25 protein-coding genes are annotated in these 25624 nt (G+C 62.0%); 10 read left to right on the top strand and 15 right to left on the bottom strand.

Annotated features, from left to right (window positions below; translation table 11 throughout):
* The first annotated feature begins 144 nt into the window (after positions 1-144).
* The 10 genes from INS80_RS18595 to INS80_RS18550 all read left to right on the top strand — a co-directional run bounded on the left by INS80_RS18595 (position 145) and on the right by INS80_RS18550 (position 10392).
* On the top strand, positions 145-1293 hold the full coding sequence (locus INS80_RS18595) for an MHYT domain-containing protein (RefSeq protein WP_192967043.1): 1149 nt from the start codon (positions 145-147) through the stop codon (positions 1291-1293).
* Between the two features lie 301 nt (positions 1294-1594).
* Positions 1595-2449 carry an FAD binding domain-containing protein gene (locus INS80_RS18590; protein ID WP_192967042.1) on the top strand — a complete coding sequence of 285 codons (855 nt, stop codon included), beginning with the start codon at positions 1595-1597 and terminating at the stop codon, positions 2447-2449.
* Positions 2450-2460: 11 nt separating this feature from the next.
* A complete protein-coding gene (locus INS80_RS18585; protein WP_192967041.1) occupies positions 2461-2952 on the top strand; it encodes a (2Fe-2S)-binding protein in 492 nt (163 codons plus the stop codon).
* The gene (locus INS80_RS18580; RefSeq protein WP_192967040.1) at positions 2949-5363 is read left to right on the top strand and encodes an aerobic carbon-monoxide dehydrogenase large subunit; all 2415 of its coding nucleotides are present in this window, start codon (positions 2949-2951) and stop codon (positions 5361-5363) included. The genes INS80_RS18585 and INS80_RS18580 overlap by 4 nt, the downstream gene beginning before the upstream one ends.
* Positions 5364-5472: 109 nt before the next feature.
* Entirely contained in the window at positions 5473-6339 is an 867-nt protein-coding gene (locus INS80_RS18575) for an AAA family ATPase (protein ID WP_192967039.1), read from the top strand.
* Positions 6336-7523 carry a vWA domain-containing protein gene (locus INS80_RS18570; RefSeq protein ID WP_192967038.1) on the top strand — a complete coding sequence of 396 codons (1188 nt, stop codon included), beginning with the start codon at positions 6336-6338 and terminating at the stop codon, positions 7521-7523. Before INS80_RS18575 ends, INS80_RS18570 begins: the two co-directional genes overlap by 4 nt.
* An 8-nt stretch (positions 7524-7531) precedes the next feature.
* Positions 7532-8386 (top strand): XdhC family protein, encoded by an 855-nt coding sequence (locus INS80_RS18565; protein WP_192967037.1) that lies wholly within the window; start codon positions 7532-7534, stop codon positions 8384-8386.
* A 116-nt stretch (positions 8387-8502) separates the two neighbouring features.
* Positions 8503-8955: an SRPBCC family protein gene (locus INS80_RS18560; RefSeq protein WP_192967036.1), complete on the top strand. Its 453-nt coding sequence runs from the start codon at positions 8503-8505 to the stop codon at positions 8953-8955.
* Between the two features lie 186 nt (positions 8956-9141).
* Positions 9142-9984 (top strand): ATP-binding protein, encoded by an 843-nt coding sequence (locus INS80_RS18555; RefSeq protein ID WP_192967347.1) that lies wholly within the window; start codon positions 9142-9144, stop codon positions 9982-9984.
* A 3-nt stretch (positions 9985-9987) separates the two neighbouring features.
* On the top strand, positions 9988-10392 hold the full coding sequence (locus INS80_RS18550; protein ID WP_192967035.1) for a GFA family protein: 405 nt from the start codon (positions 9988-9990) through the stop codon (positions 10390-10392).
* Between the two features lie 30 nt (positions 10393-10422).
* On the opposite strand, the gene INS80_RS18545 is transcribed toward INS80_RS18550, so the two are convergent.
* From INS80_RS18545 to INS80_RS18475, 15 genes are all read right to left on the bottom strand, one after another.
* Positions 10423-11628, bottom strand: coding sequence for a M23 family metallopeptidase (locus INS80_RS18545; protein WP_192967034.1), 1206 nt, complete (start codon positions 11626-11628; stop codon positions 10423-10425).
* Between the two features lie 58 nt (positions 11629-11686).
* Positions 11687-12334 carry a protein-L-isoaspartate(D-aspartate) O-methyltransferase gene (locus INS80_RS18540; RefSeq protein ID WP_192967033.1) on the bottom strand — a complete coding sequence of 216 codons (648 nt, stop codon included), beginning with the start codon at positions 12332-12334 and terminating at the stop codon, positions 11687-11689.
* Complete coding sequence (gene surE, locus INS80_RS18535) at positions 12331-13116, bottom strand: 5'/3'-nucleotidase SurE (protein WP_192967032.1); 786 nt, start codon at positions 13114-13116, stop codon at positions 12331-12333. Before surE ends, INS80_RS18540 begins: the two co-directional genes overlap by 4 nt.
* Before the next feature lie 340 nt (positions 13117-13456).
* Positions 13457-14107, bottom strand: coding sequence for an SDR family NAD(P)-dependent oxidoreductase (locus INS80_RS18530; protein WP_192967031.1), 651 nt, complete (start codon positions 14105-14107; stop codon positions 13457-13459).
* A 69-nt stretch (positions 14108-14176) separates the two neighbouring features.
* Positions 14177-14719 (bottom strand): DUF2199 domain-containing protein, encoded by a 543-nt coding sequence (locus INS80_RS18525; RefSeq protein WP_192967030.1) that lies wholly within the window; start codon positions 14717-14719, stop codon positions 14177-14179.
* Positions 14720-14835: 116 nt separating this feature from the next.
* A complete protein-coding gene (gene purF, locus INS80_RS18520) occupies positions 14836-16293 on the bottom strand; it encodes an amidophosphoribosyltransferase (protein ID WP_439650960.1) in 1458 nt (485 codons plus the stop codon).
* A 225-nt stretch (positions 16294-16518) separates the two neighbouring features.
* Complete coding sequence (locus INS80_RS18515) at positions 16519-17211, bottom strand: Hint domain-containing protein (protein WP_192967028.1); 693 nt, start codon at positions 17209-17211, stop codon at positions 16519-16521.
* A 399-nt stretch (positions 17212-17610) separates the two neighbouring features.
* Positions 17611-18165, bottom strand: coding sequence for a CvpA family protein (locus INS80_RS18510; RefSeq protein WP_192967027.1), 555 nt, complete (start codon positions 18163-18165; stop codon positions 17611-17613).
* A 42-nt stretch (positions 18166-18207) separates the two neighbouring features.
* The gene (gene radA, locus INS80_RS18505; RefSeq protein ID WP_192967026.1) at positions 18208-19575 is read right to left on the bottom strand and encodes a DNA repair protein RadA; all 1368 of its coding nucleotides are present in this window, start codon (positions 19573-19575) and stop codon (positions 18208-18210) included.
* Positions 19576-19866: 291 nt separating this feature from the next.
* The gene (locus tag INS80_RS18500; protein WP_192967025.1) at positions 19867-20316 is read right to left on the bottom strand and encodes a paraquat-inducible protein A; all 450 of its coding nucleotides are present in this window, start codon (positions 20314-20316) and stop codon (positions 19867-19869) included.
* Between the two features lie 609 nt (positions 20317-20925).
* Positions 20926-21672, bottom strand: a complete 747-nt coding sequence (locus tag INS80_RS18495; protein ID WP_192967024.1) for an ABC transporter ATP-binding protein — start codon at positions 21670-21672, stop codon at positions 20926-20928.
* Complete coding sequence (locus tag INS80_RS18490; protein WP_192967023.1) at positions 21669-22451, bottom strand: MlaE family ABC transporter permease; 783 nt, start codon at positions 22449-22451, stop codon at positions 21669-21671. Before INS80_RS18490 ends, INS80_RS18495 begins: the two co-directional genes overlap by 4 nt.
* Complete coding sequence (alr, locus tag INS80_RS18485; RefSeq protein ID WP_192967022.1) at positions 22448-23485, bottom strand: alanine racemase; 1038 nt, start codon at positions 23483-23485, stop codon at positions 22448-22450. Before alr ends, INS80_RS18490 begins: the two co-directional genes overlap by 4 nt.
* A gap of 99 nt (positions 23486-23584) precedes the next feature.
* Entirely contained in the window at positions 23585-24016 is a 432-nt protein-coding gene (locus INS80_RS18480; RefSeq protein WP_192967021.1) for a YybH family protein, read from the bottom strand.
* A 24-nt stretch (positions 24017-24040) separates the two neighbouring features.
* The gene (locus INS80_RS18475; RefSeq protein ID WP_192967020.1) at positions 24041-25567 is read right to left on the bottom strand and encodes a replicative DNA helicase; all 1527 of its coding nucleotides are present in this window, start codon (positions 25565-25567) and stop codon (positions 24041-24043) included.
* Positions 25568-25624: the final 57 nt, after the last annotated feature.

The following is a 25624-nucleotide window of genomic DNA, read 5'->3' as shown; positions in this document are numbered from 1 at the left end:
GGGGGCGCGCTTCTTTTTTACGCTGGTGCAATTGGGTGGTGACGGGGTTTCAACTATAGGTCTATGTTGTCGGCGGCGCGCCTTCTGATTGAGGTGCGTGCGCCGCGTGCAGCCATCAGAGCTGAATGGGGAAGGAGGCCCTTTTTGCTCGACTACAGCCACAACCACTTGTTTGTCCTTGCATCGCTCACGATCGCTCTGATCGCCGGGTTTTCTGGCCTGTCGCTGTTGCAGGGGGCCTCGCAGATGACGGTTCCGGTGCGCAAGATCGTTGTGTCCATCGCTGCGGTCATCCTGGGCAGTGGCATCTGGTCAATGCATTTCGTGGCCATGCTGGGTCTGGAGCTGCCCGTTGCCTATTACTTTGATCCGCTGATCACGCTGATTTCGGCGCTCACGGCAATTCTGTTCATGGGGCTGGCGCTGCTGATCGTACATTTTGGCACCCGTACCCGGGCCAAGATCATGCTGGCTGGCGTGATCATGGGCAGTGGGATCGCGGCCATGCATTACATCGGCATGTCGGGCATGGAGCTTTGCGTTCCAAGCTACACGGTTCCACAGGTGGTGATGGCCTTCGCGGCCTCCATTGCGCTGAGCATGGCGTCCTTTCAGGTTTCATATGGGCACCGCAGTGCCCGCAATATCGTGCTTGGGACGTTTGGATTTGGCATCGCGGTCTTTGCGGTGCACTTCATCGCCATGGCTGGGACCGGGTTCACTCAGTCGGCTGCCCACGCCACGTTCGTTCCCCCGATGAGCCGCGGCGTGCTGGCCTTCGGCGTGACGCTTTCGGCCTTTGTGCTGTCCGGCAGTTTTCTTTTGTCGGGGGTGACCTTTGCAACGCGACTGGGTGGCTCTCCAGAAGCGGGTGCTGTTTCCTCTGGCCCCGACCTAGAGCCTGCGGACGAAATCGTCCCAGTTGCCGTTGCCCATGGGGAAGAGGCAGTGCAGCTGTCAGAGTGCCGAATCCCCTATGAATCCGATTCGCGTACTCATTTCATCAATCCGTCCAGCGTTTCGGCAATCCGCGCCGAGGGGCATTACACGGTTCTTTATAGCGGAGAGAGCAAACTCTTTTGTCCATGGTCCATCTCCGAGGCAGAGACGCGCATTGGCGCAGGGCCCTTTGTTCGTACCCATCGCAGCTATCTTGTGAATTTGGACCACGTCACCAGTTTCGAGCGCAAAAAGGACAATGGGGTTTGCTATTTCGAGCAGACACCGGCCCTGCCCAAGGTGCCTGTCAGCCGCTCGCGCCTGGCTGACGTACGAAACAGACTTGGGATGTAGGCCCGGTCTGATGTCTACTCTCGGCAGCGGCGGTCACTGGCTGCCTTGTCATACCCGTTGCGTCGCCTCCCTGGTTTGTCTCATAGTCAGCCTTCCATGCGCAGTTCTGGTGGACAAGGCTGCCTATGAATATCGTAAAACGTGTATTTCATCTGCTCCGCTCCCCTTTTGAGGAGCCTTCGCACTTCGTGCAGCTCTTTCGCATTTCGTGAACGCGCATTCGGCGGTGGTTCCCGCAGCCTCGCACAGGGGGATTGGGGGACCTTTAATAGTGCCAATCCGGAATTCAGGGAGGAAACGGATGATACCCTCAGAGTTTGAATACCACCGACCCGGCAGTATTGCGGCGGCGCTGGCGGTTCTTGAGGAACATGGGGACGACGCGCGCGTGATGGCGGGCGGACACAGCCTCATTCCGATGATGAAGCTAAGAATGGCGGATGTGCCGCATCTGATCGACCTTCAGTCCATCGACGAACTGAAAGGCATCTCTGTCGAGGGCGGCACGGTCACTATCGGCGCGATGACCACACAGCACGAGTTGATCACCAATGACGCTTTGGCAGCCGGGGCTCCGATCATGCGTGAAGCCGCTTTGCTGATCGCGGACCCGCAGGTGCGCTACATGGGCACAATCGGCGGCAATGTGGCCAACGGCGATCCGGGCAACGATATGCCAGGCCTGATGCAGTGCCTTGATGCGACCTTTACCCTGCAGGGTCCGGATGGCACCCGCGAGGTTCAGGCGCGCGACTTTTACGAGGCGGCCTACATGACCGACCGCGAGGATGACGAGATCCTGACCAAGATCTCCTTTGCCGCGCCGAAAGGCGGGCAGGCCTACGAAAAGCAAAAGCGCAAGATCGGGGACTACGCAACAGCTGCGGCTGCGGTGATCATCGAAAAGGCGGACGGCAAGGTGGCCTCTGCGTCGATCGCGATGACCAACCTCAGCGACACGCCAGTCTTCTCGGCCGATGCGGCGGCAGCGCTGGTAGGCTCCGAGTGCGACGCCGATGCCATGGGCGATGCAGTCACTGCGATGCTTGGCGACATCGACCCGACCGAGGACAACCGTGGACCGGTTGAATTCAAGAAACACGTGGCTGGCGTCATCCTGCGCCGCGCGATCGAGCGCGCCTGGTCGCGGGCCTAAGGGAGGATACCATGGGAAAACAGATCATCACCCTGACGGTGAACGGCGAAAAACATGAGGTCGCCGCCGAGCCGCGCGAGCTATTGGTGCATACGCTGCGCGAGACCCTTAAACTGCGCGGACCGCATGTGGGCTGTGAAACCTCCCATTGCGGGGCCTGCACGGTGGATATCAACGGAAAGTCGGTGAAATCCTGCACCATGTTTGCCGTTCAGGCGGATGGGACCGAGGTTACCACCATCGAAGGTATCGCCACGCCTGACGGCATGCATGTGCTGCAGGAGATGTTCCGCGAGCATCACGGGCTCCAGTGCGGCTATTGCACCCCCGGCATGATCACGCGGGCCTATCGCCTGCTGCAGGAAAACCCGAACCCGACTGAGGAAGAGGTGCGCTTCGGCATTGCCGGCAACCTCTGCCGGTGCACGGGGTACCAGAACATCGTAAAGGCGATCCTCGCCGCCGCAGCCGAACTGAACGCAGCCAAGGAGGCAGCACAATGAAGGATCTGGAGGATCGTCAGGAACGGATCGACAATCTCAAGGGGATGGGCTGCTCGCGCAAGCGGGTCGAGGATGCCCGGTTTACCCAGGGCAAGGGCAACTATGTGGATGACGTCATTCTGCCAGGCATGCTGCACGGGGATTTTGTCCGCTCGCCTTATGCCCATGCGCGCATCAAGTCGATCAATATCGATGCCGCCATGGCGCTGGATGGTGTCGTCGCGGTTTTGACCGCCAAGGATCTTGAACCCTTGGCTCTGCACTGGATGCCCACCCTTGCCGGTGACAAGCAGATGGTGCTGGCCGATGGCAAGGTACTGTTCCAGGGCCAGGAGGTCGCATTCGTCGTCGCCAAGGACCGCTATATCGCTGCCGACGCGGTGGAACTGGTCGAAGTGGAATACGAGGAACTTCCGGTTCTGGTGGATCCGTTTGAGGCGCTGCAATCCGATGTGGTCCTGCGCGAAGACATCAAGGATGAAAAAGAGGGCGCACACGGCCCCCGCCGCCATCACAACCACATCTTCCTTTGGGAAGAGGGCGACAAGGAAGCCACCGAGCAGGTGCTGGACGAGGCCGAAGTGGTGGCCGAAGAGATGGTCTATTACCACCGCACCCACCCGTGCCCGCTGGAGCCCTGCGGCTCGGTTGCCAGCATGGACAAGATCAATGGCAAGCTGACGCTTTGGGGCACCTTCCAGGCGCCGCACGTGGTGCGCACCGTTGCCTCGCTGCTGTCGGGGATCGAAGAGCACAACATCCGCGTGATCTCGCCAGATATCGGTGGCGGTTTCGGCAACAAGGTGGGCGTCTATCCCGGCTATGTCTGCTCCATCGTGGCCTCGATCGTCACCGGCCAGCCGGTGAAGTGGATCGAGGACCGGATGGAAAACCTGATGGCCACCGCCTTTGCGCGTGACTACTGGATGAAGGGCAAGATCAGCGCCACCAAGGAGGGCAAGATCACCGGGCTGCACTGCCATGTGACCGCCGACCACGGCGCCTTCGACGCCTGCGCCGACCCGACCAAGTTCCCGGCCGGTTTCTTCCACATCTGCACCGGATCCTATGACATCCCGGTTGCCTATGTGGGCGTTGATGGCGTCTATACCAACAAGGCACCGGGCGGTGTGGCCTATCGCTGCTCCTTCCGGGTGACGGAGGCCGCCTATTTCATCGAACGCATGATCGAAGTCTTGGCGATGGAATTGAACATGGACGCAGCCGAGCTGCGCCGGATCAACTTCATCAAGGCCGATCAATTCCCCTATCAGTCTGCGCTGGGCTGGGAGTATGACTCAGGTGATTACCACACCGCCTGGGACAAGGCGCTGGCAGCGGTCAAATACGATGAGCTGCGCGCCGAGCAGGCGCAGCGGGTGGAGGACTTCAAGGCCGGAAAGACGCGCAAGCTTCTGGGCATTGGTCTGACGCATTTCACCGAGATTGTCGGCGCAGGTCCTGTGAAGAACTGCGATATCCTCGGTATGGGGATGTTCGACAGCTGCGAGATCCGCATCCACCCCACCGGATCGGCCATCGCACGCCTTGGCACCATCAGCCAGGGGCAGGGGCATGCGACCACTTTCGCGCAGATCCTTGCGTCTGAAATCGGCCTGTCCGCAGACAGCATCACCATCGAAGAAGGCGACACCGACACCGCGCCTTATGGTCTGGGCACCTATGGGTCGCGCTCGACCCCGGTTGCCGGTGCGGCGACCGCCATGGCAGGCCGCAAGATCCGCGCCAAGGCGCAAATGATCGCGGCTTACTTGCTGGAAGTGCACGACAACGATCTGGAATGGGACGTGGACCGGTTCGTGGTCAAAGGCGCGCCCGAGCGCTTCAAAACCATGAAGGACATCGCCTATGCGGCCTACAACCAGGCCATTCCGGGCGTTGAGCCGGGTCTGGAGGCGGTGAGCTACTATGATCCGCCCAACATGACCTATCCCTTTGGCGCCTATATCTGCGTCATGGAGATCGACGTCGACACCGGTGAGCATGAAATCCGCCAGTTCTACGCGCTGGACGATTGCGGCACCCGGATCAACCCGATGGTCATCGAAGGCCAGGTCCACGGTGGCCTCACAGAGGCGCTCGCCATCGCCATGGGCCAGGAGATCGCCTATGACGATATGGGCAACTGCAAGACCGGCACGCTGATGGATTTCTTCATCCCCACGGCCGTGGAGACGCCGCATTACACCACCGACCACACCGAAACCCCCAGCCCGCATCACCCGATCGGAGCCAAGGGTGTGGGCGAAAGCCCCAATGTGGGCGGTGTTCCGGCCTTCTCCAACGCAGTGCATGATGCCTTCCGTGCCTTTGGCCTGCGCCAAAGCCACATGCCCCACGATCACTGGCGGATCTGGAAGACCGCCAACGATCTGGGCCTGCACGGCTAAGGCTTAAGTCATACGAAAAAGAGGGAGGCCGCCGATGCGCGGCCTCTCATCCCCCCGCCGAACCCGACCCCGATAGGGGCCGTGCCCAGTGACCTGCCGGATCTGACCCATGACCTATCTCGACCTTCAGAAAGACTTGGCCGAACAGGGCTATGTCGCCTCGGATGATCTGGCGATGGCGCTGCATCTGGCGGTGAGCTTGGGCCGTCCACTGCTCCTGGAAGGGGCTGCCGGTGTCGGCAAGACCGAGATCGCTCGCGCCTTGGCCGCCGCGCGCGACACCCGGCTGATCCGGTTGCAATGCTATGAAGGGCTGGATGCCGCCCAGGCGATCTATGAATGGAACTATCAGCGCCAGCTCTTGGCGATCCAGGCCTCTGGCAAGACGGGCAAGGAGGCCGAGGCGCAGATATTTTCCGAAGACTACCTGTTGGAACGCCCGCTGCTCCAGGCGATCCGCCAGGAGGTGCCGCCGGTGCTGCTGATTGATGAGATCGACCGCGCCGATGAAGAATTCGAGGCCTACCTTCTGGAGGTGCTCGCCGATTTCCAGATCACCGTGCCTGAGCTTGGCACCATCACGGCCAAGAGCCGACCCTTGGTGATCCTCACTGCCAATGGCACCCGCGATTTGTCGGACGCGCTGCGGCGGCGCTGCCTTTACGCCCATGTGGATTATCCCGACCGCAAGACGGAACTCGCTATTCTGGACGCCCGCTGTCCGGGCCTCAGCGCCGCATTGGCGGGCCAGATCGTCAGTTTCGTGCAGGATCTGCGCAAGGAGGATCTGGTGAAGAAACCCGGCGTGGCCGAGATGCTGGATTTTGCCGCCGCACTCTCTGGCCTTGGCGTTGCGGATCTGACCGAAGATCCCGCCGCCCTGATGGCAGCCATGGCAACGCTCTTGAAAACCGAGGCCGACCGCGGCGCGGTTCCGGTAGAGGTCGCGCAGCGGCTGGCGGGGCGTGCCGCATGAGCCGGGTGACCAAATTCGCAGGCCGCGATCCCGGCCCCGGCGCCCGCGTTGCGGGCTTCATGGCACATCTGCGCGCCCATGGCTTTGCACTGGGCGTGGCCGAAACCGGCACCGCGCTCGCCGCTTTGGGTGCAGTGGAGGCCGCAAACCCCTCCGAGGCGCGCGCCGCCCTGCGCGCGGTCTGTGCAGGCCGGGCCGAGGATGTGGACCGCTTTGATACGCTGTTCGACAGTTTCTGGATGGATGCAGGACGGGTGCGGCAAAAGACCGTGCCCAGCGACAAGACAAACAAGAACGATGACATGCGCTCCTCCCGTAAGGACGCAGGCGAGACAGAGGCAGAGGGTGCAGGCACAATTCAGGCCCCCGGTGGCAGCGGCGGCGGGGAGGCGGAAAGCGACGGTACGGGGCGACTGGTGGCTTCGGACGTGAAGAACCTGATGAAGAAGGATCTGCGCGATCTGGTCGACCCCGAAGACATCCGCAAGGCCGAAGCGGTTGCGGTGCGGTTGGGGCAGGCCCTGCGCGACAAACGATCTCGCAGGCGCAAGGCCGCGCGGCGGGGCAGGGCGGTGGATTTCCGCCGCACCATCCGCAAGGCCGTGGCCACCGGCGGCGTGCCCCTGCGGCTGGCGCGGCGCACCCGTCCCGACCGCCCGGTGAAGATCGTCGCGCTGTGCGATGTGTCGGGATCCATGCTGGTCTATGCGCGCCCCTTTCTGGCCTTTCTGGCGGGGCTGATGCGGGCGGATGCCAATTCCGACGCCTATCTCTTTCACACCCGCCTCGTGCGTATTGCTGATGCCCTGCGCGAAGAGGACCCGATGCGCGCGCTCAACCGGGTGACGCTGATGGCCGAAGGCATTGGCGGCGGTAGCCGTATCGGTGGCGCGCTGGAACATTTCGCCGCGACCTATGCGCGGCGTTTCGTCGATGGGCGCTCGGTGGTGATCATCCTGTCGGACGGCTACGACAGCGATCCGCCGGAACATATGGCAACGGCGCTGGAGGCGCTGAAGCGGCGCGGCTGCCGGATCGTCTGGCTGAACCCGCTGAAGGGCTGGAAGGGCTACGAGCCGATTGCACGCGGCATGGCGGCGGCGCTGCCATACTTGGATCTGTTCGAGGCGGCCAACACGCTGGAGGCGCTGGCGGGCCTCGATCAAAAACTGGGGGCGATATGAGTTTCATCATGGCAGGACATTCAGCATTGGGACCACGCCTGGAACAGGATCTGGCCCGCGAAACCGAGGCACGGCGCAGCGCAGGCGAGCCCTTTGCCATGGCCACAGTGGTACGGACCGTTGCGGCGACCTCGGCCAAACCGGGCGCCAAGGCCCTGATCGATGCCAAGGGCGAGATCGTTGTCGGATTTCTGGGCGGTGGCTGCGTGCGCGGCGCCGTGGGCCGGGCCGCGCGTGAAGCCATCGAAACCGGCGCACCGCAGCTGTTGTCGATCGGCCCTGAAGAATTGCTCGCAGAGGCGGGCGTCAGCGCGGGAGAGGAACGCGACGGCATCAAATACGCCCGCAACGGCTGCCCCAGCAAGGGCGTACTGGATATCTTCGTGGAACCGGTCCTGCCGATGCCCGCGCTGGTGGTCTGCGGCTCCGGCCCCGTGGCGCAGGCGCTGGTGGAACTGTCGGCCCGGTTCGAATTCGACCGCACCCTGTGCCTGCCCGGTCCGCAGGAAAGCGACCTGCCCATGCCCGACCGGGTGGTGGAACATTTCGATGAACACCCGATCTGGGACAGTGCACCCTTCGTGGTGGTTGCCACGCAAGGACGCGGAGACGAGGCGGCCCTCAGCCGGGCGCTGTCGCAAAAGGCGCGCTATATCGGTTTTGTCGGCAGCCGTCGCAAGTTTGCGACCCTGTCGCAGCGTCTTCAGGACAAGGGAGTGTCGCCTGAGGCTCTTGCCACGATAAAGGCGCCTGCGGGCGTCGATATCCACGCCATCACCCCGGATGAGATCGCGCTGTCGATCCTCGCCGAACTGGTGCAGCGCCGCCGGGCGCTTCAGCGCGGGGAGGTTGCAGATGGCTGATCTGACCCTGCGCCTGACCCGCAGCCTGTGGCGGCGGTTTTTCCCCGAATTGAGTGACGAGCAGGCCAAGGTTCTGGCCACCGTCAAATTTCCCTGTTGCTAGAAGGAAACCCCACATGGAACTGAGCGACGAAATCTTCATTAACGCCCCGCGCGACGAGGTCTATGCGGCCCTCAACGATCCGGAGGTGCTGCAAAAGGCAATCCCCGGCTGCGAAGAGCTGATCAAACATTCGGACACCGAGCTGGAAGCCAAGGTCGTCCTGAAAATCGGCCCGGTAAAGGCAAAGTTCTCTGGGCAGGTGACCCTGTCGCCCGATGCCCCGCCCGAGCGCTTCTCGCTCGAAGGTCAGGGCAATGGCGGCGCGGCGGGCTTTGCCAAGGGCGGCGCCGAGGTGGTGCTGACCGAACAGGACGGCGGCACGCTGCTGTCCTATACCGCCAAGGCCGATATCGGCGGCAAGCTGGCGCAGCTTGGTAGCCGCCTGATCCAGAGTACCGCCAAGAAACTGGCCGCCAAATTCTTCAAGAGCTTCTCCGAAGAGATGGAACAGGCCCAAGCAGCCTAAGGATGATTGAGGACCTTTAGGCGGCACTTACTCACAGAACCGAGAGAAGAACGGGGGCGGCGCGCATGTGTCGCCCCCGTTCACCATCTTGAGCAAAGACATGCGCGTTGTTGCCCTCTTGTTGAGAGGGGCGGAACGTGCTTTGTCACAGCCCTGAAATGGATGGAGGAGCCGATGAAAGTGCCAATGAGTGACGAGGCATTGAACCGCATTGCTGAAGCTTTGGAGCGGATGTCGCCAGCACCGCTTGAGGCGCCGGATTTTGATGCGGCCCCTGCCTTTGTCTGGCATGTCTCTCCAGACCGCCTCGCGCCGGTCGAAGCGGTGAGCCGGGTTGATCTGGAGCTTCTGGTTGGCATCGACCGCTCGCGCGATACACTGCTTGAAAACACCCGCCGGTTTGCCGAAGGGGCTGCGGCCAACAATGCTCTCCTGTGGGGCGCACGGGGGATGGGCAAGTCGAGCCTCGTCAAGGCGGTGCACGGCAAACTCGTTGGCGATCACCCCGACCTGAAACTGGTAGAGCTGCAGCGTGAGGATCTGCCATCTGTGGCGCGGCTGCTGAACCATTTGCGCGCCTCTTCCAAGCGGTTCATCCTGTTTTGCGATGACCTGTCTTTCAGCCATGATGATCAGCACTACAAGAGCCTGAAGGCGGTACTGGATGGCGGCATCGAGGGGCGGCCCGAGAATGTGGTGTTCTATGCGACCTCCAACCGGCGCCACCTGATGCCACGGGACATGATCGAGAACGAACGCTCCAGCGCGATCAACCCCTCCGAAGCGGTGGAGGAGAAGGTTTCGCTCTCTGACCGTTTTGGGCTGTGGCTGGGCTTCCATCCTTGCGATCAGGATGAATTCCTGTCGATGATCGACGGTTACTGCGCCGCCTATGGAATCAAGGTCGACCCGGAGGTGCTGCGCGCCGAAGCGGTGGAATGGCAGGCAACCCGCGGCGCGCGCTCGGGCCGGGTGGCGTGGCAGTATTTCACCGATCTGGCCGGACGGCACGGCGTATCGCTGCGCTGAGGCATGAAAGCGCGCGAGGACAGATATCAGGGTGGATGCCTGTGCGGCGCGGTGCGGCTTTTGGCCCATGGTACGCCGCTGCGGGTGGGGATTTGCCACTGTCTTGACTGCCGCAAGCACCATGGCGCGCTGTTTTATGCCGCCGCCGTATTCTCTGACGGGGTGGTCACGGTCACCGGAGACACGGGGTCTTACAAGGGGCGCCATTTCTGCCCGCGCTGTGGCTCTTCTGTGTTTGCCCGCAGCGATGGCGAGGTTGAGGTGCATCTTGGCGCGCTGGATGCGACGGGCGGGTTGGTGCCGAGCTATGAGCTTTGGGCGCAGCGCCGGGAGGGCTGGCTACCGGAGTTTCCCGGCATGACAGGGTTCGCAGGTAATCGCCCGGATGCGGGCGATACAGATACGTGATCCCCCCGTCTGTCAGTCTGAGGATAGCGGTCAGTTCAGATAGACCATTGGGTCCAGGCTCTCGGTGCCGGAACGCACCTCAAAGTGCAGAAAGGCGTCATCCCCAGGGCGCAGCTTCGCAATGGGCTGCCCACGTTTGACACGCTCGCCCTTCTTGACCGAGATGTCTGTGACGTTGATGTAAAGGGTCAGCAACTCTTTGGAATGGCGTATCACCAGGATGGGGATGTTGTTGGAATCCTTGGTGATGACGGCAACCGTTCCTGCCTCTGCGGCTTTCACCTCCTGACCGGGCTTGCCGGCAATATCGATCCCGTCATTGCTGCCTTTGGAGTAGGTCGAGATGATCTTGCCCTGCAGCGGATAGGCCAAGGCCGCGTCGCTGCTGCGGGTGGGTTCGGGAACCTCTACCGTTGGCAATGGACCGGCCCCTTCCGAGGCAGGTGCCACCTCTTCGGTGGGCAGCGGTTTGGTGGCACTTGGGGGCGTCGGGGTTGCGCTGCCTGCACCGGGTGCTGTCACTGCGGCTGTGGCTGTTGGGGCGGGCTGATCCTTGAGGGGGATCAAAAGGTACTGTCCCTCGCGGATCGCGAAATCGCTGCCCAGACCGTTCCATTCGGCCAGAGATCTCACGGGGACCTGATAGAGGCGGGAGATAGTATAGGCGGTTTCTCCGCGCACGACCTTGTGGCGGACCGGCTCAGGCCCGTCCTGAACCTGCACCGTGTCAGCAGGGCGTGCCGTGGGTTGCAACGTGGTTGTCGTGACCGATCCTGGGCTCGGCGTGGTACTGGGCGAACGGTCAATGGCCTGACCGGCCAGCGAAGCAATATCAACGCCGCCTGGCTCGGGGGTTCCAGAGCGCGCGGGGCTATCGGGCGCGCGTCGGGGCAGGGCCAGAACCTCGTCCTTACGCAGGGTGTCGCTGGGCTCCATGCCGTTGAACCGCGCGACCTCACCGGGCGTTAGGCCAACTCGTGTGGCCACATCCGCCACTGTGTCGCCGCGCTGAGCCACGGCAACCTGGTAGGAGGGATAGGTGATCAGCCCGCGGGAATCCGGCATCGGCCGGTCGGCCGTGGCACTCTGCGCCGCCGGGGCGGTGCTGAACCCTCCAAGCTGGCCTCTGAGGTCATAGTCCAGTGGGCCATCACAGGCCGCGACCAGCGCTGCGGCGGGAAGCAGGGTCAAAAGCCGTGCCGCGCGGCGGGGCAGGATGGGGGCTGTCTTGTTCATCTCGCTCTCCTGGAAACACGTTTCTTGATCACGGTCTGCCGTCTTCATGGTGCTCCATCTATGTATCTTTGCCCAAACCCTCAAGCAGGGGAACAAAGCGCACAGGGCGCAACTCATCATACTCAAGCCCGGCCTCGGTTTTACGCACCCGGATCAGGGTTTGCACGGTATCCGACTGGCCCACGGGCACCACCATGATGCCGCCGGGTTTGAGCTGGGCGAGAAGCGGGCCCGGCGGGTCTTCGGCTGCGGCGGTCACGATGATACGGTCGAAGGGCGCCTGATCCGGCAGGCCGTGGCTGCCATCGCCCACAAGCGAGGTGACATTCGGCAGGCTCAGGGCCTCAAAAAGGCCACGTGCCTCCTGCACCAGCCGGGCGTGGCGATCAATCGTGTAAACGCGGCGCGCCAGTTTCGACAGGATCGCGGCCTGGTACCCCGAACCCGTGCCAACCTCCAGCACCGTATCGCGGGGCGAGACCTGCAGCGCTTGCGTCATCAACCCAACGACCGAAGGCTGGGAAATCGTCTGGCCACATGCGATTGGCAAGGGCGTATCTTCATAGGCGCGATCAGCAAAGATGCCGCGCACAAAAGGGCCGCGATCGATCTGTTCCATTGCGTCCAGAACCTGCGCGTCCGTCACCCCGCGCGAACGCAGCGCAAAGAGGAACTGCATCTTTGTTTCGGGATCAGGGCCTGTCATTCAAGAACCTTGAGTGCCTGGAGCGCATCATGCGCGGTCAGATCCGCGCGCATGGGCGTGACCGAGATGAAGCCTTCGAGATTGACGGCAGCATCGGTGTCGGGCGCGGTGTGTACGTGCTGATCGCCGCCTTTGATCCAGACATAGCGCCGACCGTTGGGGGAAAGCTGCTCTTCTGCCGAAAAGCGCGGACCGGCCCGAAGCCCTTGGGGAACAGCCCTTGCGCCTTTGACGGCGGTGGCGGGAACGGGCGGAAAATTGATGTTGTAGAACAGCCGGTAGTCACCGGCGGCGTCCTGAGGGCTTGCCTTGAGTATATCCCGGATCAAGGCGGCGCCATGTTCCGCGGCCGCCTCGAACGGGTTGTCGAGATTGGCATTGTGAGGTCCATAGTACTGCGACAGGGCCATGGCAGGAATGCCTTGCAGCGCGGCCTCCATGGCGCCGCCGAGTGTGCCCGAGTAAAGCGCGTTTTCAGCCGAGTTATTGCCCCTGTTGATACCTGACAGGACGAGGTCGGGCACCACATCCTCCATCGCCACATGCACCCCGGCCAGGACACAGTCCGCCGGAGAGCCTTCGGTCGCAAAGCGCCGCTCGCCAAGCTGGCTCAGCATGGAGGGGCGTGTGTAGCTGATGCAATGGGCAACGCCAGATTGCTCAAAGGCGGGCGCCACAGTCCAGACTTCCCCTTCCGGGCCTGCGACCTCTCGGGCAATGGCTTCAAGAACCAGAAGCCCCGGTGCATTGATACCGTCGTCATTGGTCACGAGAATGCGCATAGGTCCCCCTGGCTACCGATTTGGTGTTCTGATCTGAATAGGACGTTGAAAATACTGGAGCAAGCCTTTCACGGGCGGGCGTTCTGCTATCTTGCTGGCGGGGCATAGGTGCCACAGCTTTAAGCTGCCCACCCTTAGGTGCTTTGGGGGCATCCAAAGGATGTCCCCGCGCAGTTCGGCGTGGCAGGATGACGCGTGCGGATCTGGGGCAACGGCCCCCGATGGTGCATCCGCGCCGCGCCAACTTTGCGGCGTCCGGCCCAAGGCCGAACCGCGAATCTGTGATGCGATAGAGAGGGTGCCGCAGCGCTTCGGGCTTGCTGATCTGCGAAGGTCGAGGCTATTGAGAGCCCAGGATCAGCGGCATCAGACGCGCGGCCTCGTCCTGTACGGGCGTGAGGCTTTCGCGGTCTTCGCCGGGGTAAAAGCGTGCGCGCAGGGCGGTAGGCATCGGTTTGGGTTCCAGAACCAGAACTTCGGGGCCGGTTTTGGCGCTTTCGGCTTGCCAGCTGCGCGCCAAAGAGATCTGCGCGGCTTTGGTTGCGCCGTAGATGCCGAAGAACTTCTCACCCGCGCGCGGATCATCAAAGAACACCGCCCGGCCAGACTGATTAAGCAGGGGCGCCACATACGGGATCAGCACCGAAGTCGCGGTTGCATTCACGGCAAGCGACTTTTCCCAATCCTTTGCTGCGACAAAGGGGGCCGGGGTCAGCGGGGCTGCGTGAATCGCAGTGTGCAGCCACAGATCAAGCTGCCCCCAGCGATCATGAATGCCGCGGCACAGGGTGGCCATGGCTTCCGGAACGGTGATGTCCATGGGGGCAAGCGTGGCGCTGCCGCCCTTTGCCTTGATCCGGTCATCAAGCTCTTCCAAGGCGCCGGTGGTCCGGGCCACGGCCACGATGTGATGCGTCGGGGCGAGCGCTTCTGCCAGGGCGGCGCCAAGGCCGCGCGATGCGCCGGTGATAAGAGCGAGTTTCTGTGTCATGGCAGCCTTTTGGAGCCGTTGGCCGGAAGGGTCAAGAGGAGCAGCGGGGCGCGATGCCCCCTGCGGCGATTAGGCATCGTAGACCAGCGACGGCAGGTCGTGCCCATAGGCATAGAGCAGTTCCAGCAGCTCTTCCAGTTGCAAGCCGTTCTGCTGGAGGCGGGCCAGGGGGTGATTGGGTTCGGAGACCTGCAGTTCGGGATATTCCCCCTCGGGACGCATATGCAGCATGCAGGCAACCGGCGCGCCGCTTTCGGGCGGGATTGAATTGGCCAGCCAGGCAGGGCGGCTGCCGAGGCTTTCCATCTCGCGCATCTCGAACAGGTCGAGATAGGCGTCGAAATCGTCCACGCTGAGGCTGGCCCAGGTGCCCAGGATGAACTCGGCCCCGCGGCTGGCCTCAATCGGGAGCGCCAGGACCGCGCGCACAAAGCGCAGATCACCGATGCGGCAGAAATCCTCGGTCAGCACGTCGCCCCGGTCCGTCAGAACGGCCGAATTGTCCTGAACCACCAGATCGTCCGGGCAGGAATCCGGCCTGTCACAGCTGAGGCTGAGCAGTTGTGCAAAGGTGGCGCCACAACAGCGGCAGGTGCGCGCAGAGGTCAGCATTCGGGCAAGGTGGGCGTCCAAGGAAAGGCCTTTCGTCGTGATCGAGTTTTGATAGCCAAAGGAAAGGGCGCCGATCCCGCGGATCAGCGCCCTCCCTGACTGTGCCTGGCGTCCTCTTACTCTGCCGCGGCCTTCATTTCAAACCCCCGTTCGATCATATCCGACGGGGTCACGGGATATTCACCCGAGAAGCAGGCATCGCAGTATTGTGGGCAGGCTGTATCGCGACCTGTGCTTTCACCCACCGCGCGGTACAGGCCATCGAGCGAGATGAACTTGAGGCTATCGACGGCCAGGTGTTCGGCCATTTGCTCTTCGGTCATCGTGGCGGCCAGCAGCTTGTCGCGGTCCGGCGTGTCCACCCCATAGAAACAGGGCCAGGCGGTCGGTGGAGAGGCAATGCGGAAATGCACCTCCTTGGCGCCGGCATCCAGGATCATCTCCTTGATTTTACGGGACGTCGTGCCGCGTACAACCGAGTCGTCCACAAGGATCACCCGCTTGCCTTCGATCAGGGCGCGGTTGACGTTCAGCTTGAGGCGTACACCCATGTTGCGGATCTGTTCGGTCGGCTCGATGAAGGTGCGGCCCATGTACTGGTTGCGAATAATGCCCATCGCATAGGGAATGCCGGACGCCAGCGAATAACCGATGGCGGCGGGCGTGCCGCTGTCTGGTACCGGGCATACGAGGTCTGCCTCGACCGGATTTTCCTTGGCAAGTTCCCGCCCAATCGCTTCGCGGGTTTCATAGACCGAGCGGCCGCCAAGGATCGAATCGGGGCGCGAGAAATAGACATGTTCGAAGATGCAGAACTTCGAAGGCTGGCGGCGGAAGGGGAAATGGCTTTCCACGCCCTTGTCGTTGATCACGACCATCTCGCCGGGTTCGATCTCACGGATAAATTCGGCGCCGATGATATCCAGCGCGCAGGTTTCAGAGCTGAGCGCATAGCCCTCACCAATCTTGCCGAGCACCAGCGGGCGTACGCCCAGGGGATCGCGCACACCGATCAGTTTGGTGCGGGTCATGGCGACAACCGAAAAGGCACCTTCGACCTTGCGCAGCGCTTCTTCCATGCGGTCCGGGATCGACCGGCCCATGGAACGGGCCATCAGATGAATGATGCATTCGCTGTCCGATGAGCTTTGGAAGATCGAGCCGCGCTCGATCAGCTCGCGGCGCAGGGCGTTGGCATTGGTTATATTGCCATTATGGGCAATGGCCGCGCCGCCCATTGCGAATTCGCCAAAGAATGGCTGTACATCCCGGATCGCTGTCTGGCCTTTCGATCCGGCGGTGGAATAGCGCACATGGCCGATGGCCAATGGGCCGGGCACCGTGGCCATAACATCCTGCGAGGTGAAATTGTCGCGCACATAGCCAAAGCGGCGCACGCTGTTGAAGCCTTCGACAGGGTCGTGGGAGACGATGCCGCCCGCTTCCTGTCCGCGGTGCTGCAGCGCGTGCAGGCCGAGAGCAACAAAATTTGCGGCGTCCTTGACGCCTACGACGCCGAACACGCCGCACTCTTCGCGCAGTTTGTCGTCGTCAAAAGGATGGGCGGGGGGCATCTGCGGCATCGGCAAGGCGTGTGGCTCCGAATCCGGGAATGGGTGATGGCCCTCACATAGTGCCTTAAAACCGGGATGTCATCAAAGGATCACATTACAATCGGTAAAGGCGGATTTGTCGCGCATGAAAAAGGGGCACGGTCCTTTGACCTTGTGCCCCTCGGGCTGTACACCCAGTTGCTGCTGCTCGCTATGCGGGTTTGCCTGTTATCCCGTCATCTTTCACTATGCCGCCAGCGCGGGTGCAAAAATCTCGTCAAACGGGGCAGGGTAGCGCGCGTCTTCGTGGCCCATGCCGGTGTGCGACAGGGCGCGGCCTTCTTCGCTGGCCAGGACCTGGCGCACTTCGGTCAGGGACAATTCGCAAAATGCCCCGTCCGTGCCACCTTCGCCGGACAGAACCAGCATGCCGCTTTCGGCCCAGATGAGTTCTTCTTCTTCGCAGGTGATGTGGATACGGCCGATGCTTTCCGGCGCGGAGGCCGTGATGCCCTTGTAGCCTGTCAGATGCACCAGCTTTGCAGTGATCAGTGGCACACCAAACAGGCGCTCGGCTGCGTCCAATTCAAGTGCGACGGTCTGATCGGCGGGCAGCAGAAGATCGGTGTCATTGCCAAGCGCGCCGGCGGGCACATGCATCAACGTGGTCAAGCGCGGGACCGCGTGGCGGATGGCTTTGACCTCTTGGGCGCCGCCATCGAAGGTATAGATCATGTCCCCAGGCTTGACGTCACGGGCTTGCACAAAGCCGCGGTCTGTCTCGACCAGAGTGGAGGGCAGGAACCCGCCTTCGCGAGGACGCAGAGGCTCTGCGTCAAAGGAAGAGGTCAGCAGGGACGTGCTTTGAAACAGGGAAAAATCCAACAGCATGTCCACCGGCTGGTAGTCGGTAAAAGAGTTGAAGTGATCCAGCAACATTTTCGTGTCCCTTCTGAGAGCGAGCGGCTTTCTGCCTGTCGTTGGATCTAATTGGCCTTCGAATTTGGCCGAAAATGGGGCAAGGGTGCGCCAATTTCGAGTTAGGGCAAATTTTCGGGGACAAATGCGTGATTTTTCCCTGGATTGTTAACCAATTTCCGGTGGCGAATGAGGTTTTGTTAACTTTTGGCCCTTGTCAGCGTGAACTTGCCGTAAACGGTCACGGTTCGCGATTCTTTGCTTATGGATAGCTGCGAATCGCGCGATGACGTGTCTGACGCTGAGACGTTTGCCGTAAGGCGGCAGGAGGGGATCTGCTTTTAAGCCCCCGGAAACAAAAGAAAAGAGCGCCAAAGTGGCGCTCCTTGCATCCTGTCTTTGTCTGGAGCGCTGTATGCGTCAGCCCTCACACGCGCCGATCAGAGCCTCGTATTGCTGTGTGACCCAGCCAAGAACCTCTTCGGGATTGCGCTCTTCAATCTTGCCGATCATCCGTTCGAACACCGCAGCAGAGCGGCTTTCGTCAACGATTGTAAAGCTCTGCCCTGTCATGACGACATTGTAGAGGAAGAAGGCAATCGCCACCAAAAGGATGCCGCGCAACACACCGAAGAAAAAGCCCGCGCCCTGGTCCAGCCCGCCAAGAGCCGAGCGCTGCACCAGCGAGGCGAAAAGCGGCGTGAAGAAAGAGGCAACGATCAGCGCCAGTGCAAAGACCGCGGCAAAAGCGGCGATGATCGAAAGTTCGCAGCTGTCGGCGATGAATTCGCCTACTACCGGGATCTCGGCCATGAGGGGTTCGACTTGCGGAGCAAACATGAACGCAAGGATGCCGGCCACGACCCACCCGGCGATCGCCATGGCCTCGCGCACGAGCCCGCGCGAATAGGCCAGCAATGCCGATACCACGATGACCAGGGCAACGACCCCGTCGATAATTGTGAAACCTTCCATGTCCCTCGCCCGTTAGCCCACAGTGAAAGTCTTTTGGCGACCTTAGCCTGCCCCAAAGAATTCGCCAACAAATCCGGACAGGTCATTCACCTTGCGCTGGGCAATGCCCTTGACCGATACGGATTTGCCGCCACCGGGGGCAATGGCTGAGGTGAAACCAAGTTTTTGCGCCTCTTTCAACCGGTTTTCTGTCTGCGGGGCAGGTCTGAGGGCACCAGATAGCGAGATTTCTCCGAATATTGCCGTATCAGCGGGAAGCGGCGTATCTTCACGGGCGCTGAGAAGGGCTGCGGCGACTGCCAAGTCGGCGGCGGGTTCCGAGATCTTCATGCCGCCGGCGACGTTAAGATATACATCAAGCCCGGCGAAAGGAATGCCGCAGCGCGCCTCAAGCACCGCAAGGATCATGGCAAGGCGGGACGAATCCCAGCCCACCACCGCGCGGCGGGGCTGTGAATGCGGAGAGGGGGCCACCAGCGCCTGAAGTTCGACCAGAACGGGGCGGGTGCCTTCGATGCCGGCAAAGACCACCGAGCCGGGCGAGGGCTGACCGCGCTCCGATAGGAACAGGGCTGAAGGATTCACCACCTCGGCCAGACCGCCGCCGGTCATCTCGAAGACGCCGATTTCATCTGCCGGGCCAAAGCGGTTTTTCACGGCTCGCAAGATGCGGAACTGGTGGCCGCGCTCGCCCTCGAAATAGAGGACGGTGTCGACCATATGCTCCACCACTCGGGGGCCCGCGATCTGGCCTTCCTTGGTGACATGGCCAACCATGATGATGGAGATGCCGTTGGTCTTGGCAAAGGTGGTCAGCTCGTGAGCAGCGGCGCGCACCTGGCTGACGGAGCCCGGCGCGCTGTCCACGTGATCGGCCCACATGGTCTGAATGGAATCGATAATGGCAAGCTGGGGTTTTTCCGCCTCCAGAGTGGTCAGGATATCGCGCAGGTTGGTTTCGGCAGCAAGTTTCACCGGCGCCTGTGCCAGCCCGAGGCGCTGCGCCCGCATGCGCACCTGGGCGCTGGCCTCTTCGCCGCTGACATAGACGGTTTTGAGCCCCGCCTTGGCAAAGCGCGCCGCGGCCTGCAAAAGAAGCGTCGATTTGCCGATGCCGGGATCGCCGCCGACCAGGATTGCGGAGGCAGGCACCAGCCCGCCGCCCAGGACGCGGTCGAGTTCACCAACGCCCGAATGGCTGCGTGGGGGCGGGGTTTCCTCGGTTGCAAGATCGGTGAGGGGAATGGTGCGCCCACGCCGCGCGCCGAGGCTTTTTTTTGCCGGCCCGCCGGTGGAGAGGCCTTTGTCCTCGGTGATGGTATTCCATTCGCCACAGCCTTCGCAGCGGCCGGACCATTTGGAAAAGCTGGCGCCACAGGCCGAGCAGGAGAAGGAAGATGATTTTGCCATGGGGATGTTCTGCCTGATGTTCAGGGTTTGTTCAAGTCGGGAAACAGGCGCTCCCGCCCGTCGCTGGATCCCTGTTGGGATCCGCTCCCGTTGGGCCCGGCACCGCTGCCGCGGTGCCGCCGAATCAGGAAAGCACCGCTGCCGCGGTGCCGCCGCTGGCGCGGCGAAAAGGATTTGCTGAGACGCGATTTAGGGGCAGGTTTGCCCTGAATGCGCGAGTTCGAGTGTAGGGGGATCACATCCGCGTCAATGATCTGCGACCTTGCTGCGCAAGGCGGCGCCTGCGCGCCGTCATTGACCCGGATGTGATCGCATGTGGCGTTGTGTCAGCAGGCCAAGCGCGATGGAGGCGAGGATGCAGGCGGAGAAAAGGTAGAGGCCCCAGCCTGTTTCTATGGTCACATAGCCGATGCCCTTGGCAATCGTGATGTAGAGCGCCACGAGGAAGATATCGGCCATGGCGAGTTTGCCGAGGATGTGCAGAACGGGCTGGGCGCGGGGATCGAGGAAGCCCCATTGCACCAGGGCAAGGCCGATTGTCTTGAGGTAGGGGGCGAAGATGGCGAAGAAAGTGACCAGCAGCGCCAGCACCACATCGCTACCCCACAAGGATTGCAACCCGGTGATGACGCTGATCTCGCTGAGGCCGAACAGCGGCAGAAGGCCCGCACGCATCAGTGGCGCGAACCAGGCGATCGGGTAGAGGATCAGCAGCGAGAGGGTGGCGAAGCGGAGGATCATGGGGCTCTGACTCAGTGGCTTTGCCTAGATGTGTGCCTTTTGCCTCCTTTTTGTAAGGGGAAAGGTGCTCTGGGCTGATCGACCGCAGTTTTGGTCTGGGGGCGTGTTTCCGCGTCGGCAAAGGATAAGGTTCAACACACGACGGTCAATGAGACGTCTCTAATCCGTCCTTGATTGGGCCTCGTCACAAAAAGCTGGTTGAGGGGCCTGATAGCTCAAATAGCCGACTATCGGGATGGCAAGGATTATCAACAGGGCGATAGCATCCCAAAGGAAAGGGCGCATCCGACTGCGGACAGCCTGGATCGTCCAGTCGTACATCACACTTAGGAACAACAGGAGCAATATCAGACTGCCGATCTCAAGTGGGATAACTCTGGAGCGATAACTCGGAACTACTAGTGGACCGATGAGCAGCACAGTCCACAAGACGGCTGAGATGATTCCGATACAGACTCGTTTCGAGGTCTGTCCCGTCAGCCGTTTTGCAAGAAGTGCTACTCCTGCCGCAATCGGCAGTGCGTACAGAAGATATGCCATTAGATAGAAGTACGGGGGCAAGGGCCTGCCGATCAGCCCGTATGCTTCGAGGCAATCATCGGTCATGGCCTACCGCACCGCCTCGATCGGACCCTCCGCGCGGCCGTGGATGAACTGGTCGAGGTAGGGATCGCCGGAATTGTCCATCTGAGAAACGGGGCCGGTCCATTTGATCACGCCGTCATGCAGCATGGCGATATTGTCGGCGATTGCACGGACCGAGGTCATGTCGTGGGTGATGGTCATGGCGGTGGCGCCCATCTCGACCACGATCTCGCGGATCAGATCGTTGATCACCCCCGCCATGATTGGATCGAGGCCCGTGGTGGGCTCGTCAAAGAAGATGATTTCCGGCTCGGCAGCGATGGCGCGGGCCAGGCCCACGCGTTTCTGCATGCCGCCGGACAGCTCGGCGGGCAGGCGGTCGGCCACATCGGGTTTCAGGCCAACGCGGCGCAGTTTCTCGATGGCGATTTCACGGGCCTCTTCGGCAGGGCGTTTCAGCGCGCCGCGCATCAGGCGGAAGGCGACGTTCTGCCAGACGGGTAGCGAGTCAAACAGCGCTCCTCCCTGAAACAGCATGCCAAAACGCGCCAAAAAGGCATCGCGGTCGCCGCTATCTGCCGGTTTACCGTCCACCAGAATGCTGCCGCTGTCGGGTTTGATGAGGCCGAGGATGCATTTTAGGGCCACGGATTTGCCGGTGCCGGAGCCGCCGATGATCACCATGGAGGTGCCTTTGGGAACCTCCAGCGTCATGCCGCGCAGGACCTGGTTGGAGCCGAAGGCCTTATAAACGTTGTCGAGCTTGATCATACCGAGAAGAACGCCCCCGTCAGCAGGAAGTTAGCGGCGAGGATCAGCACGGCGGCGGCCTCGACGGAGCCCTTGGTGGCGCGGCCCACGCCCTGGGCGCCGCGGCCCGACTGCATGCCGTAGTAGCAGCCCATCAGCGCAGCGAGGGTGCCAAAGGCGGCGCCTTTCACCAGCGAGGAAATGATATCGAGCGGCTCAAGGAAATCCACGGTGTTCTTGAGGTATGCGGCGGCATTGAAATCGAGGTTGTGCACGGCAACCGCATAGCCGCCCGCGATGCCGATGATGTCGCCGATCCCGACCAGCAGCGGCACGGTGACAAAGGCCGCCAGAACGCGGGGCGCGACGAGGTATTGCATCGGGTTGGTCGAGAGCGTGACCAGCGCGTCGATCTGCTCGGTCACCTTCATGGTGGCGATTTCGGCCGCGATCGAAGAGGTGACGCGCGCGGCGATCATCAGGCCGACCAGAACAGGGCCAAGTTCGCGCACCATGCCGATGGCGACGATCTGGGGCACCACGGCCTCGGCGTTGAAACGGGCGCCGCCGGCGTAGATCTGCAAGGCCAGCGCGCCGCCGGTGAAGATCGCGGTCAGGCCCACCACCGGCAGCGAGAGCCAGCCGATGTGCAACAAGGCGGTAAGTGTCTCACGGCCATAAAACGGCGGTCGCAGCATGTGGGTGAGTGTGGAGAGCGCAAATAGTGCGACCCGACCGATGGCTGAAAGCCAATCCAGCGCCAGGCGGCCGACGCGGGCAAGAAGCGCGATGGGGTTCATCCCTGGTAGCTCCGGCTGTAGCGATGGCCAAGCGAAGTTAGAATCTCATAACCGATGGTGCCTGCCGCATCGGCAAGGGTGTCGACGGTCTGGATCTCGTTCAACAGGGTCAGCGCGGCGGGGTCTTCGCCAAGCTCGGTCACGTCGATGGTAATGAGGTCCATCGAGATCCGACCAACAACCGGGCAGGGGGTGTCTCCTGCATAGGCCTGAATGCCACCATTGGTCATGCCGCGCAAAAGCCCGTCGGCGTAGCCTGCCGCGACCGTCGCGATGCGGCTCTGGCGGGTGGCAGTCCAGGTGTTGCCATAGCCGACGGTTTCGCCGGGCATCAGGTCGCGGACCTGGATCACCGGCAGGTCAAGCTGCACCACGGGCAGGGCATCGCCAAAGGGCTGGCCGCCGTAAAGGCCGATGCCCGGACGGCAGAGATCGAAGTGATAATCGGGGCCAAGCAGAATGCCGCCGGTGGCCGAGAGCGAGCGCGGCAGCTCGATCCCATCGGTCATCTCCTGGAACGCCTTGAGCTGCTGGGCATTCATAGCATGATCCGGCTCGTCTGCGCAGGCCAGGTGCGACATCAAGAGAACCGGGTTCTGTCCCAGGGCAATATCGCGCACGGCAGCCCATTCGCCGGGCTCCATCCCCAACCGGTTCATGCCGCTGTCGAGCTGCACGCCAAAGGGGTGGCCGGGCAGGCTCTCGAAATGGCGCAGCATCTGGTCGAGGGAGTTGAGCATCGGGGTCAGCTGGAACTCGCGCAGCAGTTTCGCATCATTCTCCATGTGGCCAGAGAAGACCGAAATGCCGGGACCCGGCCCCAGGGCGCGGCGAAGGGCCACGCCTTCCTCGGCCACGGCCACAAAGAAATTGCGCGCTCCGGCCTTGGCCAGGGCGGTTGCGACGCGGCCTGCATCGAGGCCGTATCCGTTCGCCTTGACCACTGCGGCGGTTTCGCAGTTGGTCTTTGCGTCGAGATTGCGCCAGTTGGTCACCAGCGCATCGAGATTGATTGTCAGTCGTGGCGTGCTCATGTGCTGTTCATGACATGCGCGTCGCAGGGGTCAAGTGGAATTCGCTGCCGCGCGGCTGTGTTGCACTCTGCATGGCGCGGTCTTGCCGGTGGCCAGGTATCACTTTGGCATGGTGGCGTTGGAATGCCAGAAGATCCGCACGCAGGCGGCAAGGCCCTGATCGTTTAGCTCCGCCACCAGGATCCCGTCCAGCTCCATCCGGGGCAGCGGATCGCCGGGCTGGCGGTCGGGCAGGCCGGTGCCAGTGGATTTGGCCCAGATCTGGAATAATTCTTCGCTTGCAACTTGATAAGTGACATTCCAATGGCCGATGCCGCCCGCCGGGGTTTCCGCCAACACGCTGGGGGTCAGGCAGATATCCTGCTGCAGCTTGATCCGGTCCCAGTAGCGGGCCAGCTCTTCCGGGCCGGTCTGCACCTGAAAGGGTGTGTTCCAATACTGCCCGTCGGGGGTGCACAGCGCGGCAAAGCCTTCGGAATCCTGCGCCTCCCAAACCCGTTTGTAGGCCTGCATGACGTCGTGGATGCCCATGTGCTGCCCTTTACGGATGGGAGGTTATTCGTAGCCGTCCGGCTGCTGCTGCCAGGACTTGGCGAGGTTGCCAAAGCGGGTGAACTGCGCCTCGAATGACAGTTCCACCGTGCCGATGGGACCGTGACGCTGCTTGCCGACGATGACCTCGGCCTTTGCATGGAGGCGCTCCATCGCGGCCTTCCACTCCTCCATCTTGTCAAGCTCGTGATCGCCGGGTTTTTCGCGTTCCTTGTAGTATTCCTCGCGGAACACGAACATAACCACGTCGGCGTCCTGTTCGATCGAGCCCGATTCCCGAAGATCCGAGAGCTGCGGGCGCTTATCATCGCGGCTTTCCACCTGACGAGAGAGCTGCGAGAGAGCAATCACGGGGATGTTGAGTTCCTTGGCGATGGCCTTCATCCCCATCGAGATTTCCGCGATCTCGTTCACCCGGTTGTCGGACATGCCGCGACAAAGCTGCAGATAGTCGATCACCAGAAGGTCAAGGCCATGGGTCCGCTTCAGGCGCCTTGCGCGGGCCGCCAGCTGCGAGATCGGCAGGGCAGGCGTGTCGTCGATGAACAGCGGGCAGCTTTCCAGATCCTTGGCCGCCTGCACGAAGCGGCGGAATTCGCTTTCGGTCATGTCGCCCTGGCGGATCTTGTGGCTGGAAATCTCGGACGCTTCGGCCAAGATCCGGCCCGCCAGCTGTTCGGCACTCATCTCGAGGGAAAAGAAACCCACCACGCCGCCATCCACGGCGCCTTCGGTGCCGTCAGGCTTGACGCCGCGTTTATAGGCCTTGGCCACGTTGAAGGCGATGTTGGTCGCGAGCGAGGTTTTCCCCATCGAGGGGCGCCCGGCCAGGATCAGAAGGTCCGAGGGATGAAGGCCCCCCAGCTGTTTGTCGAGATCCGCCAGCCCGGTTGAAATCCCCGCCATGCCGCCGCCGCGCTGGTAGGCTTCGTTGGTGACATTAACCGCTTCGGTGACGGCCTTGAGGAAGGATTTAAACCCGCTTTCGGTCTGGCCCTGTTCGGCCAGCTGATAGAGCGACTGTTCCGCTTCGACGATCTGCTCTTTAGGCTCGGACGACACATCGACGCGGCGGGCCTTGTCTGCAATCGATCGGCCCAGGGCAATAAGCTCCCTCCGGATCGCAAGATCATAGATCATCTGCGCATAATCGCGCACCGCAAAGACCGAGATCGACGCGCCCGCAAGTTTTGCCAGATAGGCCGGCCCGCCCAGCTCCTTGAGGCCCTCGTCATCTTCCATGAAGGCCTTGAGTGTCACCGGCGAAGCCAGCGCGTTCTTGGAAATCCGTGCGGCAGCGATTTCATAGATGCGCGCGTGCACCGGGTCGTAGAAATGCGAGGAGTTGATGATCGAGGCGACCCGGTCATAGACATCGTTATTGGTCAGGATCGCGCCCAGAAGCTGCTGTTCGGCCTCCACCGAATGGGGCAGCTCATTTGCCTCCATGCCGCTGGCGGGCTGCCCGGTTTCGGGTTCCGGCATCGGGGCAGGGGGCTGGTCTCCGTCGAAAGGGGTCAATTCGTTCATCGCGGCTCTCTTCAGTCGGTCCGAATAGATAGGGCAATTCGCCAGGCGAAAGCCATC

The sequence above is a fragment of the Phycobacter azelaicus genome, assembly GCF_014884385.1.
GTDB lineage: Bacteria > Pseudomonadota > Alphaproteobacteria > Rhodobacterales > Rhodobacteraceae > Phycobacter > Phycobacter azelaicus.
This window is presented reverse-complemented; position numbering and strand designations above follow the sequence as displayed.